The following is a 20,241-nucleotide window of genomic DNA, read 5'->3' as shown; positions in this document are numbered from 1 at the left end:
AGGAGCAGAAAATGCGCATTTTACTGGTGGAAGACGACAAACTGATCGGCGACGGCCTTAAAACCGGACTGACCAAGCTGGGCTTCAGCGTCGACTGGTTTACCCGCGGCGAAGAGGGCAAAGCCGCGCTGTACCACGCCCCTTACGACGCCATTATTCTGGACCTGACCCTGCCCGGCATCGATGGGCTGGATATTCTGCGCGAATGGCGCGACAAAGGCCGCCACGAACCGGTACTGATCCTCACCGCCCGCGACGCGCTCAGCCAGCGCGTTGAAGGGTTACGTCTCGGCGCCGATGACTACCTCTGCAAACCTTTCGCACTGGTTGAAGTCGCCGCGCGTCTGGAAGCGCTGATGCGTCGCGCCCACGGCCACAGCAGCAGCGAGCTGCGGCACGGCAATGTTGTTCTCGATCCAGGCCGACTCACGACCACGCTAAACGGCGAGAGCCTGCCGCTCAAGCCAAAGGAGTTTGCTCTGCTGGAACTCCTGATGCGCAACGCCGGACGCGTGCTGCCGCGTAAGCTGATTGAGGAAAAGCTCTATAGCTGGGATGACGATGTCTCCAGTAACGCGGTAGAAGTGCACGTCCATCATCTGCGCCGTAAGCTCGGCAGCGGCTTCATTCGCACCGTGCACGGCATCGGCTATACCCTGGGGGATGCATGAAACGACTGGGTAGACTGAGCCTGCGCGTCCGCCTGACGCTGCTTTTTCTGCTGCTGACCAGCGCCGCCTGGGGCATTGCCAGCCTTGTGGCCTGGCAACAAACCGCCGACAAACTGGATAAGCTGTTCGATACCCAGCAGCTGCTGTTCGCCCGCCGCCTGAGCGCGATGAATGTTGACGAACTCCATACCCTCGCTCCGCAGGTACGGGAGCAGAAAAAGGTCAAACATGGCCATCTCGATGACGATGCGCTGGCTTTCGCTATCTTTACCGCCGATGGCAAAATGGTGCTTAACGATGGCGAAAATGGCCAGGATATCCCGTGGGGTAACCATCGGGAGGGGTTCAGCGATGGCTACCTGCGCGGCGACGATGACGAGTGGCGCTTCCTGTGGCTTACCACCCGCGACGGTCGCCATCGTATCGCCGTCGGTCAGGAGTGGGATTATCGCCGCGAGATGGCGCTGGATATCGTCACCTCCCAGCTTACGCCCTGGCTGGTTGCGCTGCCGCTGATGTTTTTGCTGCTCATCGTGCTGTTGAGCCGGGAGCTGGCGCCGCTGAAAAAGCTGGCCACCACGCTGCGCGCCCGGGCGCCGGACTCCGCCGAAACGCTAAATAGCGAGAACGTGCCCAGCGAAGTTCGCCCGCTGGTCGACGCGCTAAATCAGCTCTTTACCCGGACGCATGACACCATGATCCGCGAGCGTCGCTTCACGTCCGATGCCGCCCACGAGCTGCGCAGCCCGCTGGCGGCGCTGAAGGTGCAGACCGAAGTGGCTCAGCTCTCAACGGACGATCCGCAAGGGCTGGATAAAGCGCTGGCGCAGCTTCACCAGGGGATCGATCGCGCCACTCGCCTGGTCGACCAGCTGCTCACCCTGTCGCGTCTGGATTCGCTGGCGCAGCTGGACGATCTCCAGACTATCGCCCTTGATGAACTGCTGCAGTCGGCGGTCATGGAGATGTACCACCCCGCCCAGCAGGCCGGCGTTGAGCTACGCCTGCACCTGAACGCGAAAAACATCACGCGCACCGGCCAGCCGCTGCTGCTGAGCCTGCTGGTGCGCAATCTTCTGGATAACGCCGTGCGCTATAGCGCCGCCGGAAGCCAGGTCGACATCATCCTTGATGCGGGTGAATTTCGCGTACGCGATAACGGCCCGGGCATCAGCGCCGAGGCCCTGACGCGCATCGGCGAGCGCTTTTATCGCCCTCCCGGCCAGGAACAGCCCGGCAGCGGCCTTGGGCTCTCCATCGTCAAACGCATCGCCGCGCTGCACGGGATGACGGCCAGCTTCGACAACGCCCGGGACGGCGGATTCGAGGCGCGCATTCGCTGGTAGCGGCATTATTGCTAAAAAAGCAAAAGACTTTGCACATTTTGCTCATTTTACCGCTCTGCCCTGCGGGGTAAAATTAGCCTCAAAATTGAAAAGTTGAGGATAAAAAATGAGCAACATCCTGATTATTAACGGTGCGAAAAAATTCGCCCACTCTAACGGCCAGCTGAACGACACCCTGACCGAGGTCGCGGATGGTTATCTGCGCGACGCCGGGCATGATGTTAAGGTCGTCCGCGCCGAGAGCGACTACGACATCAAAGAAGAAGTGCAGAATTTTCTCTGGGCAGACGTGGTTATCTGGCAGATGCCGGGCTGGTGGATGGGCGCACCGTGGACGGTGAAAAAGTACATTGATGATGTCTTTACCGAAGGTCACGGCGCGCTGTATGCCAGCGATGGCCGCACCCGCTCCGACGCCAGTAAGAAATATGGTTCCGGCGGCCTGATTCAGGGGAAAAAATATATGCTGTCCCTGACCTGGAACGCGCCGATGGAAGCGTTCACCGAGAAAGATCAGTTCTTCCACGGCGTTGGCGTCGACGGGGTGTACCTGCCATTCCATAAGGCCAACCAGTTCCTTGGGATGAGCGCCCTGCCCACCTTCATCGCCAACGATGTGATCAAAATGCCCGATGTTCCGCGTTATACGGCAGAATATCGCAAGCATCTGGCGGAAATTTTTGGTTAACTGTAGTGAGTTATGAAAAGACGACAAGCGCGGCTCATTTTAGCGGCGGCTTGAAGTATGATGAGAATATACAGAAGGAGTTGAGTTAACCATGTTGACAGTGATCGCTGAAATTCGCACTCGTCCGGGCCAACACCATCGTCAGGCGGTGCTGGATCAGTTCGCAAAAATTACCCCGACCGTTCTCCAGGAAGAAGGCTGCCACGGCTATGCGCCGCTGGTGGATCACGCCGCTGGCGTCAGTTTTCAGACTACTTCACCGGATTCCATCGTGATGGTCGAGCAGTGGGAAAGCGTCGCGCATCTTGAAGCGCACCTGCAGACGCCGCACATGAAAGCCTACGGCGAAGCCGTGAAAGGCGACGTACTGGAAATGAATATTCGTATTCTTGAAGCGGGTATTTAAGCAAGCAAACGACATCGGCCGGTTTCCCGGCCGATTTTTTATTATCCGTCCAGCTCCGCCAGATCGCCCTTCTCCTGCAGCCAGTTACGCCGATCTTCAGAACGCTTCTTCGCTAACAGCATATCCATCATGGCGGTCGTCTGCTGCTCGTCTTCATCGTTGATAATCAGCTGTACCAGACGGCGGGTATTCGGATCCAGCGTGGTCTCGCGCAGCTGCATCGGGTTCATCTCGCCCAGCCCTTTAAAGCGCTGCACGTTCGGCTTGCCTTTCTTGCGCTTAAGCTGCTCCAGCACGCCGGTTTTCTCTTCTTCTGTAAGCGCGTAATACACCTCTTTGCCGAGGTCGATACGGTACAGGGGCGGCAGCGCCACGTAGACGTGACCCTGCTTAACCAGCGTGCGGAAGTGCCTGACGAACAGCGCGCACAGCAGCGTCGCGATGTGCAGGCCGTCGGAGTCGGCATCCGCCAGAATACAAATCTTGCCGTAGCGCAGCTGGCTCAGGTCGTCGCTATCCGGATCGATACCGATAGCGACGGAAATATCATGCACTTCCTGAGAAGCCAGCACCTCATCGGAAGAGACTTCCCAGGTGTTCAGGATTTTACCTTTCAGCGGCATGATCGCCTGATACTCGCGATCGCGCGCCTGCTTGGCCGATCCGCCCGCCGAATCCCCTTCCACAAGGAACAGTTCGGTTCGGTTCAAATCCTGGGCGGTACAGTCCGCCAGCTTACCGGGCAGCGCCGGACCGCTGGTCAGCTTTTTACGCACCACTTTCTTCGCCGCGCGCAGGCGACGCTGGGCGCTGGAGATCGCCATTTCCGCCAGCAGCTCTGCCGACTGAACGTTCTGGTTCAGCCACAGGCTGAAGGCGTCTTTGACCACCCCGGAAACAAACGCGGCGCACTGACGGGAAGAGAGGCGCTCTTTCGTTTGCCCGGCAAACTGCGGGTCCTGCATCTTCACAGACAGGACGTAGGCGCAGCGCTCCCAGATATCTTCCGCCGACAGCTTCACGCCGCGCGGCAGAATATTGCGGTATTCGCAGAACTCGCGCATGGCGTCCAGCAGCCCCTGGCGCAGGCCGTTAACGTGGGTACCGCCCTGCATCGTCGGGATCAGATTGACGTAGCTTTCGGTCAGCAGTTCACCGCCTTCCGGCAGCCACAGCAGCGCCCAGTCAACCGCTTCGGTATCGCCGGAGAAGGTGCCGACGAACGGTTTTTCCGGCAGCAGCGGCAGGCCGTTAACCGCTTCGCTAAGATAGTCGGTCAGACCATCGGCGTAGCACCAGCGCTGTTCGCTGTCGTTAACCAGATCGCGGAAAACAATCTCTACGCCCGGGCAGAGAACGGCCTTGGCCTTTAATAAATGAGAAAGGCGCGAGACGGAAAAACGCGGGCTATCGAAAAAGCTTTCGTCCGGCCAGAAGTGCACGCTGGTACCGGTATTGCGCTTACCGCAGGTACCCGTCACGTGGAGATCTTCTACTTTATCGCCGTTTTCAAACGCGATACTGTAGACCTGGCCGTCGCGGCGCACGTTCACCTCAACGCGTTTCGATAAGGCGTTGACCACCGAAATCCCTACGCCGTGCAGGCCGCCGGAGAACTGGTAGTTCTTATTGGAGAACTTCCCCCCGGCGTGCAGGCGGCAAAGAATCAGTTCAACTGCCGGAACCCCCTCTTCAGGGTGGATATCCACCGGCATTCCGCGTCCATCGTCGATGACTTCCAGCGACTGATCGGCATGGAGAATCACCTCCACGCGTTTCGCGTGACCGGCCAGGGCCTCATCCACGCTGTTATCAATAACTTCCTGACCAAGATGGTTTGGACGTGTGGTATCAGTGTACATTCCCGGACGGCGGCGAACCGGCTCTAGCCCGGTGAGTACCTCAATGGCATCAGCGTTATATGAAGATTGCGTCATGGTGTGTATTCGTAGGTCGTTCCGAACCGCTCAGCGCAGGCCCAGAAAATCGATAATCTGAGTGAAATGATCTTCAAAGCCAACAAATGCGTGATTACCGCCCTCCTCTACCGTTTGTCGGCAGGAGGCGAAATAATCCACGGCCTGGCGGTAATCAAGCACTTCATCACCCGTTTGCTGCAATAACCAGATTAAATCCGGCGCTTCCAGCGGGTCAATTTGCATGACCTTGAGATCGTAAATATGGCGAGACTCTAGCACATATTGCTGCCCCGTGTATGGATTCTCATTGGGGCCAAGGAAATTGTTCAACAGCTCAAACGGGCGCACCGCGGGGTTCACTACCACGGCGGGCAGCATAAAGCACTGCGATAGCCAGGTCGCGTAATATCCCCCCAGCGACGACCCGACAACGCCCAGCGGTTCACCGCCATGCTCCAGCACGATAGACTCCAGATGCTCAGCCGCCTGCGCGGGATAAACCGGGAGCTCCGGTATCACCATCGAGATGTCAGGATAGGTCTGCGCCAGCCACGCTTTCAGCGCAGTCGCTTTTGCCGACCGAGGCGAGCTGTTAAAACCATGCAGATAGAGAAGCGTAGACATCAGTATCCTTCTGAAGCGATATCCGGGTGAAATTTCACGCCTTCGAGGCGGCAAACTTCAGTGGTCAATGTGCCGTCAGGATGCAGTTCCAGCCAGCGCCAGCCTGGGGAGACGGTATCGAGCGTGAAGTTCGCGCAGTGCGGCTTAAACTGCACGCAGGTGGATGGCGTGGCCATCATGCGCCGTCCGTTCCAGTCAAGGTCCAGCTCCTGGTGAATATGGCCGCAGAGCAGATGCTTAACGCGAGGAAAAGCGGCCAGCGCGCAATCAAGCGCCCCGGCATTGCGCAGGCTATGCTGATCCAGCCAGCTACAGCCTGACGGCATGGGATGATGGTGCAACAGCAGCAGCGTATAGCGCTGCGGAACTTCGGTCAGCTTCTGCTCAAGCCATTCCAGCTGGAAATCGCTCAGCTCGCCGTGCGGCACGCCGAACACCTGGCTATCCATCAGCAATACTTGCCAGTGGTCGCCCAGCAATACGCGTTTAGCGGGAGAGATGCCGGATTCCTGCAGCGTGCTGTACATTGCCGGTTGAAAATCATGATTACCCGGTAGCCAGACGCAGGGTGCAGTAAAACTCGCGATGCCTTCAGCAAAATGCTGGTAGGCCGCGGCAGAGTGATCTTGCGCCAAATCGCCTGTAGCAACGATCAGGTCGCACTCTCGCTGTGAGGCGTGGATCGCATCCAGTACGGCCTGATAGCTTTCCCAGGTATTGATACCTAACAGCGTTTCATGTTTTTCAGCAAACAGGTGAGTATCGGTAATTTGTAATATCCTGACTCTGGCCTCACCAGCCAAAGGTAGGTTTAACAGGCTTTCCAAATGGTGTCCTTAGGTTTCACGACGCTAACAAACCGGAATCGCCATCGCTCCATGTGCAAAACAGTATCGCAGCCAATCGGCCAGAAACTGATTAATTTGATGCTTTTCGTCGCGTTGATGCAACTTTTTATTAGGATAATCATACCGCGCTTTAAAGCGAAAGATCTGCTGACTTGAACACACTTCAGCGACCATTGCATCGTGATAGAGCCGTACCGTCATTGACGGCAGACTCCAGTAGCTCACCGACGGCGCCGTCTGTTCAATCGCCACTAACGTAGTGTAGCGGGTCGATTCGACGATGGTTAATCGGTATTGCGCGTTGCCCACCTGGTAACTCACCTTTTCTCCCGCTGCATCCGTTCGCGGCAACAGGCGGCGCAGCTGGGCAAAGTTGGTTTCACACAGGCGCATCATTTCAGGAAAGTCAGGCGTATAACGCTTCATTTTGTCCACTCGTTTCGTAAATTGTGATAATGCAGTTGCAGCCATTGCAGCGCGATGACAGAGGCTGCGTTGTCGATTTTCCCCTCTTCCACCCATCTGTAAGCCTGTTCCCGGCTCACCACATGAACGCGAATATCCTCGTTTTCGTCGGCCAGTCCATGAATTCCTTTTGCCGTCGTTGCATCGACTTCACCCACCATAATAGACAGCCTTTCGCTGGTGCCGCCGGGGCTGGCCAGGTAGCTCAGGACCGGTTTAACCCGGCCAACAATAAGCCCGGCCTCTTCCACCGCTTCACGACGGGCGACATCTTCAGGAGATTCGCCTTCTTCTATCATACCGGCGACCATTTCGAGCAGCCACGGGCTCGCGCTGGTATCATACGCCGCAATACGGATCTGCTCGACGAGCACAACTTCATCGCGTACCGGGTCAAAGGGTAGCAAGACTGCGGCGTGGCCGCGCTCAAAAATTTCGCGGGTCACTTCGCCGCTCATCCCACCGTTGAACAGGCGATGGCGAAAACGATATAAATCGAGCGAAAAAAAACCGCGATAAAGCGTTTCGCGTGCAATAATTTCTACATCGTTTTTAGAGAAGGTAATCCCCTGCTGATTGACGTCGCTCATTTCGATATCCTGTAGAACATGAAGTTATGAATTTATAGGCGGTGTGGCTACCGTTTTACGGCTCGTATGCTAGATTGGTGCAAATTACCGCCCCATGGCACATAACGCCAACTTTTTACGGTAACAGACTCTATACAATCAGTGATTATTTTTAGAATTTGAGTAGCGCTAAATGCTTCACAACAAGGAATGCAAATGAAGAAACTCTTTCCCATCCTTATCGGCCTGGGCCTGACTGGCTTCAGCGCCATGAGCCAGGCTGAAAACCTGCTGCAGGTTTATCAGCAGGCGCGTGTCAGCAACCCTGATCTGCGTAAATCAGCAGCCGATCGTGATGCCGCATTCGAGAAGATCAACGAAGCGCGTAGCCCGTTATTGCCACAGCTCGGTCTGGGTGCAGATTATACCTATACCAGCGGCTTCCGTGATGCTAAAGACCAGAATTCCGACGTCACCAGCGGATCGCTGCAGCTCACGCAGGTTCTGTTTGATATGTCGAAATGGCGTGCGCTGACGCTGCAGGAAAAGAACGCCGGCATTCAGGACGTCACCTATCAGACGGATCAGCAAACGCTGATTCTGAACACCGCGACGGCCTATTTTAAAGTGCTGGCCGCGATCGATACGCTCTCCTATACCGAAGCGCAGAAACAGGCTATTTACCGCCAGTTAGATCAGACCACCCAGCGCTTTAACGTTGGCCTGGTGGCGATTACTGACGTACAGAACGCCCGTTCGCAGTACGATGCCGTGCTGGCGAATGAAGTCACCGCGCGCAACGACCTCGATAACGCCGTAGAAGGGCTGCGTCAGGTGACCGGCAACTACTATCCGGAGCTGGCCTCGCTGAACGTTGATGGGTTTAAAACCACTAAACCATCGGCGGTGAACGCGCTGTTGAAAGAAGCGGAAAACCGCAACCTGTCGCTGCTGCAGGCCCGACTCAGCCAGGACCTGGCGCGCGAGCAAATTCGCCAGGCGCAGGATGGGCATCTGCCGACCCTGAATTTAAACGCGTCCAGTAGCGTATCTAATAACAGCTACAGTGGTTCTAAAAACACCACGCAGGACAGAGATATCGGGCAGAACCAAATCGGCCTGAACTTCTCCCTGCCGCTGTATCAGGGCGGGATGGTGAACTCCCAGGTTAAACAGGCGCAGTACAACTTTGTCGGCGCCAGCGAGCAGCTGGAAAGCGCGCATCGTAGCGTGGTGCAGACCGTTCGTTCCTCTTTTAACAACGTGAACGCGTCCATCAGCAGCATCAATGCCTACAAACAGGCCGTGGTGTCTGCCCAAAGTTCACTGGATGCCATGGAAGCCGGTTATTCAGTGGGTACGCGTACTATCGTCGATGTCCTGGACGCGACCACCACGCTGTATAACGCAAAACAGCAGCTGTCCAACGCGCGTTATAACTACCTGATTAACGAGCTGAACATCAAGTCCGCGCTCGGTACGCTGAACAAGCAGGACCTGGTTGCGCTGAACAACACGCTGGGTAAAGCGATTCCGACCTCGCCTGACAGCGTCGCGCCGGAAAATCCGCAGCAGGATGCCAGCGCTGACGGCTACAGCAACACCGCCGCGGCAAAACCGGCTTCCGCACGCAGCACCAGCGGCAGCAATCCGTTCCGCCAGTAATTAAGCTTGCGCACTCCACGCTTCGCTTACCCCGCGGGTAAGCGAAGCGTTAAACGTAAGGCAACGTAAAGATCCCCCGCTTTCCGCCCCTATTCGCTTCATTTTCCACCACTCATCCTCTATCCTGAGCGTTAACAAAACGCATACCACTGGGTCCAGGAAGACAAACATGAAACGGACAAAAAATATTAAACACGCCTCCTTCCGCAAAAGCTGGAGCGCTCGTCATTTAACTCCCGTTGCGCTCGCCGTGACGGCGGTATTTATGCTCGCCGGCTGTGAACAAAGCGATGAAACGGTTTCTCTGTATCAAAACGCCGATGACTGCTCTGCCGCTAACCCGAGCAAATCCGCAGAGTGCACCACCGCTTACAACAACGCACTCAAAGAAGCAGAACGTACCGCGCCAAAATACGCCTCTCGTGAAGATTGCGTCGCCGAATTCGGTGAAGGTCAGTGCCAGCAGGCGCCGGCTCAGGCAGGCATGGCTCCGGAAAACCAGGCCCAGGCGCAAAGCAGCGGCAGCTTCTGGATGCCGCTGATGGCGGGCTACATGATGGGCCGGATGATGGGCGGCGGAATGGGCGCTCAGCAGCCGCTGTTCAGCTCAAAAAACCCGGCCAGCCCGGCCTATGGTAAATACACCGACGCGGGCGGTAAGAGCTACGGAGCAGCGCAGCCGGGCCGTACCATGACCGTGCCGAAAACTGCGATGGCGCCAAAACCAGCCACCACCAGCACCGTGACGCGCGGCGGGTTTGGCGACTCGGTCGCTAAGCAATCAACCATGCAGCGTAGCTCAGCAAGCTCCTCTTCTTCACGCTCGATGGGCGGCTAAGCGACATGGAAAGAATCAGCATTACCGAGCGCCCGGACTGGCGCGAAAAGGCGACAGAATATGGCTTTAACTTTCACACCATGTACGGCGAGCCATACTGGAGCGAAGAAGCCTATTACAAACTGACGCTGGCGCAGGTTGAAAAGCTTGAAGAGGTCACCGCAGAGCTGCATCAGATGTGTCTGCAGGCGGTGGAAAAAGTCATCGCCAGCGATGAGTTAATGGCCAAATTTCGCATCCCCAAACACACCTGGGGCTTCGTACGCCAGTCGTGGAAAACCCATCAGCCCTCGCTGTATTCGCGTCTCGATCTCGCGTGGGACGGCGTGGGTGAGCCGAAGCTGCTGGAGAACAACGCCGATACGCCGACGTCTCTCTATGAAGCGGCATTCTTCCAGTGGATCTGGATGGAAGATCAGCTTAACGCCGGTCAGCTGCCGGCGGGCAGCGACCAGTTCAACAGCCTGCAGGAGAAGCTGATCGATCGCTTTGGCGAGCTGCGCGAGCAGTTCGGCTTCCAGCTGCTGCATATGGCCTGCTGTCGCGATACCGTTGAAGACCGCGGTACCGTGCAATATTTACAGGACTGCGCCGCAGAAGCGGGCGTGGCGACCGAGTTCCTCTACATCGAAGATATTGGTCTCGGCGAAAAAGGCCAGTTTACCGACCTGCAGGATCAGGTGATTGGTAATCTGTTCAAGCTCTATCCATGGGAGTACATGCTGCGCGAGGTGTTCTCCACCAAGCTGGAAGATGCCGGCGTGCGCTGGCTGGAGCCGGCGTGGAAGAGCATTATCTCCAACAAAGCGCTGCTGCCGCTGCTGTGGGAGATGTTCCCCAACCATCCGAACCTGCTGGCCGCTTATTTCAGCGAAGATGCGCACCCGGGGCTGGAAAAGTACGTAATCAAGCCGATCTTCTCCCGCGAAGGCGCTAACGTCTCTATCGTGGAGAATGGCAAAGTGCTGGAGGCGGTAGAAGGGCCGTACGGTGAAGAGGGCACCATCGTCCAGGCGTTCTATCCGTTGCCGAAGTTTGGCGACAGCTACACGCTCATCGGCAGTTGGCTGATTAACGACCAGCCGGCGGGAATTGGCATTCGCGAAGACCGGGCGCTGATCACTCAGGATCTGTCGCGCTTTTATCCGCACATTTTCGTCGAGTAACAGCAAACCCCGGCGGCATTGTTTACTGCCGGGGTTTATCTATTTTCAGGCGCCAATGACCACCGACAGCATGCTCAGGGAGCCCATTTCCATTCCTTCAACCGGAATCGTAATCGGCTCTTCACCGTCCCAGGCGCCCAGCACGTACAACAGCGGCAGAAAGTGATCGGCCGTCGGGTTCGATAACGATCCGCCTTCATGCGCCAGGTAATTCACCAGAGGATGTTCCGCTACGGGACCTTTCCAGTCCAGGTTCGCCTTCACGTAGTCATTAAACGACGCCGCCCAGGGATAAGGTGTATTTTCGCCGTGCCAGCGTGCGGTACGCAGGTTATGCACCACGTTGCCGCTTGCCACCAGCATAATGCCCTCATCGCGCAGCTGAGCCAGCTTACGCCCCATTTCGAAATGCCATGCCGCGGGCTTCGTACTATCAATACTCAGCTGTACCATCGGAATATCGGCATCGGGATACATTTTAATCAACACGCCCCAGGAACCATGGTCAAAGCCCCAGGCTTCTTTATCCAGCGTCACCGGCACCGGCGCCAGCAGCTCGACCAGACGCTGGGCCAGCTCAGGCGAACCCGGCGCCGGATAATGCGTATCGTAGAGCGCCTGAGGGAAACCGCCAAAATCATGAATCGTTTTCGGCGCCTCCATCGCGGTCACTCCTGTACCGCGAGTGAACCAGTGCGCGGAGATCACCACAATGGCTTTAGGCCGCGCCAGCGTCTCGCCCAGATGCCGCCAGGCGCGAGTATAGATGTTATCTTCCAGCACGTTCATCGGGCTACCGTGACCTAAAAACAGCGCGGGCAGGCGGGTACGGGACATAGTGATATCCTTTATTAAGAAAGTTGATGTATTTACATTACGCTCTTTCTATGGAGGATAAACTCAGATAAGCATGATGATGATCGTCAGAAAATTTGAATGTAAGCGGCGGTAAAGAGTGAATCCGCGCGCTCGCGATCGTCAATGGATCACGATACTCTTAATAAGAATCATTTTCATAAGGAGGTGAATGTTGTCCTCACCCGTCATTTTGACCCTGCTGGCAGGGAGCGCTACCTTTATTGGCGCCATTTTCGGCGTTATCGGGCAGAAACCCTCGAATCGCTTACTGGGGTTCTCACTGGGATTCGCCGCCGGGATCATGCTGTTGATTTCGTTGATGGAGATGCTGCCCGCCGCGCTGGCTACCGAAGGCATGTCCCCCCTGCTCGGCTACGGCATGTTTATTATCGGCCTTCTGGGCTACTTTGCGCTTGACCGCATGCTGCCTCACGCCCACCCGCAGGATCTGATGTCTCCCGGCATTTCCCGCCCGCGCAACCTGCGCCGTACGGCGATTTTGCTGACCTTAGGCATCAGCCTGCATAACTTCCCCGAGGGCATTGCGACCTTCGTGACGGCCAGCAATAATCTCGAGCTGGGCATGGGGGTCGCGTTAGCCGTTGCACTACACAACATCCCGGAAGGACTGGCGGTAGCCGGACCGGTATATGCCGCCACGGGCTCCAGAAGTAAAGCGGTGTTCTGGGCGGGTCTTTCCGGCATGGCGGAAATCTTCGGCGGCGTGCTGGCCTGGCTGGTGCTGGGCAGCGCGATATCCCCGGTGATGATGGGCGCCGTTATGGCCGCGGTTGCCGGTATCATGATTGCGCTGTCGGTTGATGAGCTTATGCCGCTGGCGAAAGAGCTCGATCCACAAAGCAACCCGAGCTATGGCGTGCTGTGCGGGATGTCAGTGATGGGATTAAGCCTGGTGGTTTTGCAAACGGTGGGCATTGGCTGAGTCAATGCCCCCATTATTTCACTTGTCAATTCATTACATCAATTCATCATTAATGATGAATTGAGAACAGGTATTAAATTTAACCTTTAGTCAATTAAGACCATGCGTAAATAGCCTTTTCACAGCATTCGCCCTCATTGCTTTGGCATTAATTTGACGTTAATTCTGCGGGTATCAAACGAAATTTATTCACATCAACAATCAATACAGGTAAAGCCACCGTCAAAAGAGATATTACATTGCGAAATATCCTAAAAAAAGCGCACTAAAATGCATACATTAAGGAAAACTGCGAGTTACCTTTAATTACAATTAACATGCGTAACAGTGAGCAGCATGATAGTTTTTACGCGTTGAATTAATATTAATTCAAGCAAACCCAATCCCATACCAGTTGTCGTAAACCTCATATTTAATATTGATCATCTATAAAGGACTATATTCCATGTTTAAAAAAACGCTGCTCGGTATTGTCACCTTCTCCGGTACCGTTATTACCGCCCCTTGCTCTGTGACACCGGAAAGCTCTCAGATTGATGTCGATCTCGGCCAGGTTGCCGATAGCGTACTGAACGGCGGCCAGTACTCTCAGCCTGCAGATTTCTCTATCAAACTGCGCGACTGTATTCTGAGCACAACGGATGATAAAGGCGTGAAAACGACAACGGATAAAGTGAACGTGACCTTCACTTCTGCCAACGTCGACAGCAATGACGCCAGCCTGATGGTAAATACCAAAGAAAGCAACTACGGCGGCGCTACCGGCGTTGGCGTACGTATTATGGACGCAGGTTACAACACCGTAACCCTGGGATCCGCAGTGCCGGTAGTGTTTACCGATACCAACCCGACTCAGAACCTGGACTTCCACGCCCGCATGGAATCTAAAGGTAAAAATGCAACCGAGGGTGATGTTTACGCTCAGGCAAACTACGTCCTGGCTTATAAATAATTATCGCTTTCGCTTAATTTTTATCGATTCAAGCCGGTGATGGATTCACCGGCTTTCCTGGTCTATTTTATTAAAAGAAACGGATTTTATGCGCACTATTATTCATAGCGGTTTAATGCCAGGAAAGTTATTCCTTTTAATAAAGCATACCCTTTGCTCAGTATGTTTTACCGCATCACTATCAATGCCGTTTTATGCAATAGAATTCAATACCGATATGATTGATGCTGAGGACAGGAAAAACATCGATCTCTCGCAATTTGAAAAAAAAGGCTATATTCCTGTCGGCACCTATGTAGCACGCGTACAGATCAACAAAAATACCTTACCAAAAGCCTATCACCTGGAGTGGATAAAAGCTGATAACGAAAGCGGATCTCAGCTTTGCCTCACTAAAGAGCGCCTGGCAGAGTTCGGCTTTGCCGATGCGTTTATTGAACCGCTACAAATGTGGAATCAAAAAGGCTGTCTCGATCTCAGCCATCAGCCAGAGCTGATTATTCGTCTGGATAAAGCGAATATGGTACTGACGTTAACCGTACCCCAGGCATGGATGAAATATCAGGCTAAAAACTGGACGCCGCCGGAGTACTGGGACGACGGTATCGCGGGGCTTATGCTGGATTATAACCTTTACGCCAGCCAGTACACGCCGAGCCACGGCGACAGCAACCAGAGCGTCAACTCATATGGCACACTGGGTTTCAACCTCGGTGCATGGCGCTTACGTAGCGATTATCAGTACGATCAATCGTTTACTGAGCGGAAATCAACGGGTACCAGCAGCAGCCTGCCGCGTACCTATTTATTCCGCCCGATTCCGTCCCTGGCGTCAAAATTCACGATGGGCCAGTACGACCTGAGCTCAGGCCTCTACGATACTTTTCACTTTACCGGCGCCTCTCTGGAAAGTGATGAACAAATGCTGCCGCCGGATTTACGCGGCTATGCGCCGCAAATAAGCGGCATCGCGCAGACCAACGCTAAAGTCACCGTTACGCAAAACAGCCGCACGCTCTATCAAACGACCGTCTCCCCCGGGCCATTCACCATCGCCGATCTGGGCACAACCTTGCAGGGGCAGCTGGATGTAACGATCGAGGAAGAAGACGGACGCAAAAGTACGTTCCAGGTTGGTTCCGCCTCTATCCCTTACCTGACGCGTAAAGGGCAGGTACGTTATAAAAGTTCAGTGGGTAAACCCACATCAACGACCCACAATGATGTGAATAACCCCCTTTTCTGGACCGGGGAGGCTTCCTGGGGCTGGTTGAGTGATGTTTCTCTCTACGGCGGCGCTATCGTCACCGCCGATGACTATCAGGCGGCAACCGGTGGGGTTGGCTTTAACCTTAACCGTTTTGGCTCATTCTCCCTTGATATTACCCGCGCCGAGGCTAATCTACGTAATGACGATCAAGGTAAACAGCGCGGCTTCAGCTATCGCGCTAACTATGCCAAACGTTTTGAAGAAACAAACAGTCAGGTAACCTTCGCGGGTTACCGGTTCTCAGATAAAGAGTACGTCACGATGAGCGAATATATCAGCTCGCGCGATGGCTCCGACTCCAGCTCCAATGAGAAAGAGAGCTATGTGCTCTCCTTTAATCAGTTCGTTGCGCCGCTGGAGCTAAATACCTATCTGAGTGTCACACGTAATACCTACTGGAACAGTGAAACCAATACGAACTACTCGTTTTCTCTGAGCCGGAGCTTTGATATTGGTGCGTTTAAAAATATTTCAGCTTCATTGGCGATGAGCCGCGTGCGCTGGAATGATGATGAAGAGAATCAATATTACTTTTCACTCACCCTGCCGCTGGAAAATAATCGCAATATTATGTACAGCCTGCAGCGCTATGGCGACGACGCAACGACGCAAACGGCAACCTGGTACGATGGTTCAGATCGTAATAACCCGTGGAATATGTCCGTTTCAGGCACAGATAAAGAGTTTGGCGATGGCGAAGCGGCCATGCGCGGATACTATCAGCACTATTCACCCTATGGCCGGTTGAATGTAAACGGTAGCGTGAAGCCAAGCAGCTATCGCTCGCTCAGCGCTGGCTGGAACGGCTCGTTCACGGCAACCCGTTACGGTGCGGCATTACATGATTACAACACTGGCAACAGTTCTCGCGTCATGGTGGATGCGGATGGAATAGCCGGTGTTGAGGTAAACAATCATCGTAGTATGACCAATATGTTTGGTATTTCCGTGGTTCCGTCAGTGGGTAACTACACAACGGCGATGGTGATGGTGAACAACAACAACCTGCCGGATGGCGTGGATGTAACCAACTCGGTAATCCGCACCACGCTGACCGAAGGCGCTATTGGCTATATGCCCCTGAGCGCGACCAAAGGCTATCAGATCATCGGCGTCATCCGCCTGGAAGACGGACGCTATCCACCGCTGGGCGTGACCGTAACCGACAAAGCAACAGGTCGCGATATAGGTTTAGTCGCTGATGACGGCTTTGTATACCTGAGCGGAATACAGGAAAACAGCATCCTGACGCTAAAATGGAACGACAACGTGTGTGATTTGACACCGCCTAACCATAGCAACCTCGATGGTCAGGCCATTATTTTACCATGTAAGCCCGCACATTAATTCAGGATGAATGATGATGAAAATTAAGACATTTGCGAAAGGACTATTCTGTCTGTTGAGTACCAGCTTTGCGGTAAATGCCGCCGTGTCGCCCGACAGAACCCGCATTATTCTTAACCAGTCGGATAAGAGCGTCTCCGTGCGCTTGACCAACCAGAGCACAACGGCCCCTTTCCTTGCCCAATCATGGATTGAGGATAAGGATAATAAAAAATCCCGAAACTATATTACTGCTGTTCCGCCAATGGTGCGCCTCGAGGCGGGTGAGCAAGTACAGGTTCGCCTGATTCCTCAGCCAACGTTGACGCAGCTTCCGGCGGACAGGGAATCGCTGTTTTATTTCAACGTGCGCGAAATTCCGCCGCGCTCGGAACAGAAAAACGTCATGCAAATTGCCATGCAGAGCCGCATTAAAATTTTCTGGCGACCAAAGGCAGTCGAAGTGAAGAACGGGCAGGTGAATCTGACCGGTAAATTCGATATTAGCCGAACGGCCAGCGGGTTAACGTTAAAGAACAACTCCCCCTACTTTATCACCGTGGGTTATATTGGCACGAATGGCAAAACGCTGCTGCCAAAAACATCCAGCATGATGGCTGAACCGTTTGGCCTGGCGTCTCAGGAGATTAAAGACCTGCCGGCTAATTTCCAGGTAGGCTTTATTGGCGATTACGGCGGCCTGAATATGTTTAAAGTCAGCTGTAATTCTGTACAAGTGGTCTGTCAGTCTGAACCGGTGAAAAAGGGATAATAATGAAAAGACTACTAAGTTTTTTAACGTTATTAATCAGCCTGTTTTCTGTGCCATCATGGGCAGTAAATTGCTATCAAAATAACGAAGGAGGAGCGCTTTCTTACATTGCTACACTTCCTTCCTTTACCATTCCTAACGACATTACGCCTGGCAAGAAAATTTGGGAAAGTTCCGACATTAATATTACCGTGTACTGCGATAAAGCCTCGCACTGGAGTCGCGCTGCCCCAACGGAAGAGCTTTATGCCTGGATAAAACTCTCGGCGTTTAATAGCAGTGAGGTACTCAATAATCCTTATTTTACTTTTGGCGTAACATACGATGGTGTCGATTACGAAGGCATTAATCAAGGCATCAAGACAGGCGCCTGTCTGGATAGAATAGATCAGAAACCGCTGCCAAATATCTATCATGACCCGGTATGTAATGGTTCGGTACTGCAAAAAAATGTATCCTTTAACGCCCGCTTCCGCCTGTATATTAAAGTTAAAGCGATTCCTCCCGATAGCTCAACAGTCTATAATTTTGGTGACATTAACGTACTGCAATTTGATGGCGAAGGGGGAGCAAACCTGCTCAGTGATGCCAAAAATTTACGTTATTATATTACTGGATTAGATAACGTGCGGTTTTTGACCTGTACAGCTTCCGTTAAGCTTTTCCCTGAAAGTCAGACAGTGGATTTTGGCGTCATTCATGCTTATAAAACCGACATGCCAGCGCTGAAAAAAACGTTCAGCCTCTCCACCATCCGGGATCAGGCGGCAGGCTGTACTGAACAATTCGATATCACGACCAGCTTCTATACTAATGATACCCTATACGATATTACTCATTTGGATATGAATAATGGCTTTCTATTGAATATCTATGATAGCACGGCTAGTACTAACGTTATATTCAACCAATATATGCCATTCGCTACCTATATTCCGGGACGACCATCAACCGTCACGCATAACTATATTGCTGAGCTGACCCAAAATCCCTCCGTCTCAGTCAAGGATGGCCCTTTTAGCAAAGATGTGATTATAAAGATTAACTATCAGTAGCTTTCTTTTGGAGCTATTCAACAATAAAGCCGGGATATCCCGGCTTTCTCATTTTTTAGCGCAACTTTTAGCGCAACGACGGCAATCAGCTGGCTTTACGCTCGTGTTCGCGACGGTAGGCCACTAAATCTTCAATCGTGACCACTTCCATATTGTGCTGCTGAGCAAACTCGATGCACTGCGGCGCACGCGCCATAGAGCCGTCGTCGTTGGTCAGTTCACACAGTACGCCCGCCGGTTTGAAGCCAGCCAGCGTGACCAGATCGATGGTTGCTTCAGTATGGCCGCCGCGGGTCAGAACCCCGCCCGGCTGCGCGCGCAGCGGGAAAACGTGTCCAGGGCGGTTCAGGTCGGACGGCTTCGCGCCATCGGCAATTGCCGCGCGCACGGTGGTCACGCGGTCAGCGGCGGAAACGCCGGTGGTCACGCCTTCAGCGGCTTCGATGGTCACGGTAAAACCGGTACCGTAGGCGCTGGTGTTGTTCTCAACCATCATTGGCAGGTCGAGCTGTTTACGGCGATCTTCCGTCAGGCACAGGCAGACAATGCCGCTACCGTGGCGAATGGTCAGCGCCATCTGCTCAACGGTCATGGTTTCAGCGGCGAAAATCATATCGCCTTCGTTTTCACGGTCTTCATCGTCAAGCACCATCACACCGCGGCCTTCGCGCAGTGCATCCAGAGCACGTTCTACACGTTCAAAAGCGGTACCAAAAGAGGAAAGTAGCGTCTGATTCATGGTAAAAAAAACCTCATTAATTGTATGGTTACCAGAATCAGGGCAGTCTTAGGAGCGCCGGTTTAGCGGCAAAAGTCAACGCAAGCGGGTACAAACCCGACTGAGCCGTTACTCTCTCCCATCCGGACTCTAACCGTCGGCCCCGGAATTACACCGGATCTGCTGACCTTTCTGCATTCGCAGAAAGCGCTCGCGGGCTTTCAACGCTATGGTTGATTTACCGCCGGTGGGGAATTTCGCCCCGCCCTGAGAATAAGCAAAGCAACTATAACGCTATTGACTATCGTCGGCAATGCATAAGCTTCAAACATTTATGGTTTATAGGCGCCGACGATCGCACTACAATGAGCGGATAACCGACCAGAGCAGGAAACCACCATGATTGACCCGAAAAAAATTGAACAAATCGCCCGTCAGGTTCATGAATCAATGCCGAAGGGGCTCCGCGATCTGGGGGAAGACGTGGAGAAAAAAATCCGTCAGGTGCTCCAGTCGCAGTTAACTCGCCTGGACCTGGTAAGCCGCGAAGAGTTCGACGTGCAGACGCAGGTGCTGTTGCGCACGCGTGAAAAGCTGGCGCTTCTGGAGCAGCGTCTTAACGATCTGGAAAACCGTTCGCCGAGCGCGCCGGCAGCGCCGGACGTCGAAGATAAGCCGTAAAACAAGCAACGGGCCGTCAGGCCCGTTGTCGTATCTGTACTGCGGTAAGTAGATTAGTGCTCCAGCTCCGCTTCTGGCGTCATGGTTTTATTCGCCTGGCGGCAGTAAAGTTCATAGCGTTGACAAAACCATTCGCGATGCGCTTCATCCATATTACCAACAATGGCCTGAAGATCGACGGGCTGACCTTGTGCGTTCATTCTGGCGAAGCTCTGGGCCAGAAAATCAAAATTCTTCATTAAATACATATCGTTTTTCTTCATACGCATACTCCTTCAGCCGTTGGTGTTCTGATTGGTCATATGCTTTTTACTGACTTCAGTATTTATCCTTACCTTAGCTTTTTTTGTACGAAAAATGCACCTCAAATGGCGATTTGTTGAGCCAAATCATTTATGCCGTCATTAAGTAAAAAACCACCTGCATAGCAGGTGGCATTGATTTCGCCCCATAGGGGCGCA

General features: G+C 53.8%; 21 protein-coding genes and 1 riboswitch. Of the genes, 13 read left to right on the top strand and 8 right to left on the bottom strand.

Annotated features, from left to right (window positions below; all coding sequences use genetic code 11):
* Positions 1 to 11: 11 nt before the first annotated feature.
* From qseB to SIK97_RS24730, 4 genes are all read left to right on the top strand, one after another.
* The gene (qseB, locus tag SIK97_RS24745; protein ID WP_014226870.1) at positions 12 to 671 is read left to right on the top strand and encodes a quorum sensing response regulator transcription factor QseB; all 660 of its coding nucleotides are present in this window, start codon (positions 12 to 14) and stop codon (positions 669 to 671) included.
* Complete coding sequence (gene qseC, locus SIK97_RS24740; protein WP_025105923.1) at positions 668 to 2,017, top strand: quorum sensing histidine kinase QseC; 1,350 nt, start codon at positions 668 to 670, stop codon at positions 2,015 to 2,017. The genes qseB and qseC overlap by 4 nt, the downstream gene beginning before the upstream one ends.
* Positions 2,018 to 2,123: 106 nt before the next feature.
* Complete coding sequence (locus SIK97_RS24735) at positions 2,124 to 2,705, top strand: NAD(P)H-dependent oxidoreductase (RefSeq protein WP_014226872.1); 582 nt, start codon at positions 2,124 to 2,126, stop codon at positions 2,703 to 2,705.
* A 91-nt stretch (positions 2,706 to 2,796) separates the two neighbouring features.
* Complete coding sequence (locus tag SIK97_RS24730) at positions 2,797 to 3,111, top strand: putative quinol monooxygenase (RefSeq protein WP_004125281.1); 315 nt, start codon at positions 2,797 to 2,799, stop codon at positions 3,109 to 3,111.
* A 41-nt stretch (positions 3,112 to 3,152) separates the two neighbouring features.
* On the opposite strand, the gene parE is transcribed toward SIK97_RS24730, so the two are convergent.
* Genes parE through nudF form a run of 5 tightly spaced genes read right to left on the bottom strand, consistent with a single transcriptional unit; the run spans position 3,153 to position 7,557 of the window.
* On the bottom strand, positions 3,153 to 5,048 hold the full coding sequence (gene parE, locus SIK97_RS24725; RefSeq protein WP_004854242.1) for a DNA topoisomerase IV subunit B: 1,896 nt from the start codon (positions 5,046 to 5,048) through the stop codon (positions 3,153 to 3,155).
* A 30-nt stretch (positions 5,049 to 5,078) separates the two neighbouring features.
* A complete protein-coding gene (gene yqiA, locus SIK97_RS24720) occupies positions 5,079 to 5,654 on the bottom strand; it encodes an esterase YqiA (RefSeq protein WP_004854243.1) in 576 nt (191 codons plus the stop codon).
* Positions 5,654 to 6,481, bottom strand: coding sequence for a 3',5'-cyclic-AMP phosphodiesterase (gene cpdA, locus SIK97_RS24715; protein WP_004854245.1), 828 nt, complete (start codon positions 6,479 to 6,481; stop codon positions 5,654 to 5,656). Before cpdA ends, yqiA begins: the two co-directional genes overlap by 1 nt.
* Positions 6,482 to 6,505: 24 nt before the next feature.
* Entirely contained in the window at positions 6,506 to 6,928 is a 423-nt protein-coding gene (locus SIK97_RS24710; protein WP_004854247.1) for a DUF1249 family protein, read from the bottom strand.
* Positions 6,925 to 7,557, bottom strand: coding sequence for an ADP-ribose diphosphatase (gene nudF, locus SIK97_RS24705; RefSeq protein WP_004854249.1), 633 nt, complete (start codon positions 7,555 to 7,557; stop codon positions 6,925 to 6,927). The genes SIK97_RS24710 and nudF overlap by 4 nt, the downstream gene beginning before the upstream one ends.
* A gap of 195 nt (positions 7,558 to 7,752) precedes the next feature.
* On the opposite strand from nudF, the gene tolC reads away from it, so the two are divergent.
* The 3 genes from tolC (at position 7,753) to SIK97_RS24690 (ending at position 11,205) form a co-directional block, all read left to right on the top strand.
* Positions 7,753 to 9,201, top strand: a complete 1,449-nt coding sequence (gene tolC, locus SIK97_RS24700; protein WP_319610975.1) for an outer membrane channel protein TolC — start codon at positions 7,753 to 7,755, stop codon at positions 9,199 to 9,201.
* A 169-nt stretch (positions 9,202 to 9,370) separates the two neighbouring features.
* Positions 9,371 to 10,039: a DUF1190 family protein gene (locus SIK97_RS24695; protein WP_004125303.1), complete on the top strand. Its 669-nt coding sequence runs from the start codon at positions 9,371 to 9,373 to the stop codon at positions 10,037 to 10,039.
* 5 nt (positions 10,040 to 10,044) lie between these two features.
* Positions 10,045 to 11,205, top strand: a complete 1,161-nt coding sequence (locus SIK97_RS24690) for a glutathionylspermidine synthase family protein (RefSeq protein WP_032751293.1) — start codon at positions 10,045 to 10,047, stop codon at positions 11,203 to 11,205.
* A gap of 45 nt (positions 11,206 to 11,250) precedes the next feature.
* Here SIK97_RS24690 and ygiD read toward each other — a convergent pair whose 3' ends face one another.
* The gene (gene ygiD, locus SIK97_RS24685; protein ID WP_032751296.1) at positions 11,251 to 12,042 is read right to left on the bottom strand and encodes a 4,5-DOPA dioxygenase extradiol; all 792 of its coding nucleotides are present in this window, start codon (positions 12,040 to 12,042) and stop codon (positions 11,251 to 11,253) included.
* 193 nt (positions 12,043 to 12,235) lie between these two features.
* Here ygiD and zupT point away from each other — a divergent pair, with 193 nt between their 5' ends.
* From zupT to SIK97_RS24660, 5 genes are all read left to right on the top strand, one after another.
* Positions 12,236 to 13,006, top strand: a complete 771-nt coding sequence (zupT, locus tag SIK97_RS24680) for a zinc transporter ZupT (protein ID WP_025105919.1) — start codon at positions 12,236 to 12,238, stop codon at positions 13,004 to 13,006.
* Between the two features lie 445 nt (positions 13,007 to 13,451).
* Complete coding sequence (locus SIK97_RS24675) at positions 13,452 to 13,958, top strand: fimbrial-like protein (protein ID WP_239692896.1); 507 nt, start codon at positions 13,452 to 13,454, stop codon at positions 13,956 to 13,958.
* 88 nt (positions 13,959 to 14,046) lie between these two features.
* Positions 14,047 to 16,575, top strand: a complete 2,529-nt coding sequence (locus tag SIK97_RS24670; RefSeq protein WP_057173074.1) for a fimbria/pilus outer membrane usher protein — start codon at positions 14,047 to 14,049, stop codon at positions 16,573 to 16,575.
* A 13-nt stretch (positions 16,576 to 16,588) separates the two neighbouring features.
* Positions 16,589 to 17,326: a molecular chaperone gene (locus SIK97_RS24665; protein WP_032751302.1), complete on the top strand. Its 738-nt coding sequence runs from the start codon at positions 16,589 to 16,591 to the stop codon at positions 17,324 to 17,326.
* A 2-nt stretch (positions 17,327 to 17,328) separates the two neighbouring features.
* On the top strand, positions 17,329 to 18,381 hold the full coding sequence (locus SIK97_RS24660; RefSeq protein WP_025105915.1) for a pilus assembly protein: 1,053 nt from the start codon (positions 17,329 to 17,331) through the stop codon (positions 18,379 to 18,381).
* Between the two features lie 85 nt (positions 18,382 to 18,466).
* Here SIK97_RS24660 and ribB read toward each other — a convergent pair whose 3' ends face one another.
* Entirely contained in the window at positions 18,467 to 19,120 is a 654-nt protein-coding gene (gene ribB, locus SIK97_RS24655) for a 3,4-dihydroxy-2-butanone-4-phosphate synthase (RefSeq protein WP_057173073.1), read from the bottom strand.
* 106 nt (positions 19,121 to 19,226) lie between these two features.
* A riboswitch (FMN riboswitch) is annotated at positions 19,227 to 19,378 on the bottom strand.
* A gap of 120 nt (positions 19,379 to 19,498) precedes the next feature.
* Between ribB and ubiK the strand changes: the two genes are divergently transcribed.
* A complete protein-coding gene (gene ubiK / locus SIK97_RS24650) occupies positions 19,499 to 19,780 on the top strand; it encodes a ubiquinone biosynthesis accessory factor UbiK (protein ID WP_057173072.1) in 282 nt (93 codons plus the stop codon).
* A gap of 53 nt (positions 19,781 to 19,833) precedes the next feature.
* On the opposite strand, the gene glgS is transcribed toward ubiK, so the two are convergent.
* Positions 19,834 to 20,043 carry a cell surface composition regulator GlgS gene (gene glgS, locus SIK97_RS24645; protein ID WP_004854266.1) on the bottom strand — a complete coding sequence of 70 codons (210 nt, stop codon included), beginning with the start codon at positions 20,041 to 20,043 and terminating at the stop codon, positions 19,834 to 19,836.
* Positions 20,044 to 20,241: the final 198 nt, after the last annotated feature.

Origin of the sequence: Klebsiella sp. JN_Kp126 (assembly GCF_033843325.1) — a bacterium.
Taxonomy (GTDB): Bacteria; Pseudomonadota; Gammaproteobacteria; order Enterobacterales; family Enterobacteriaceae; genus Klebsiella; species Klebsiella michiganensis.
The sequence above is the reverse complement of the archived record's forward strand: the minus strand, read 5'-3'. Positions and strand labels throughout refer to the sequence as shown.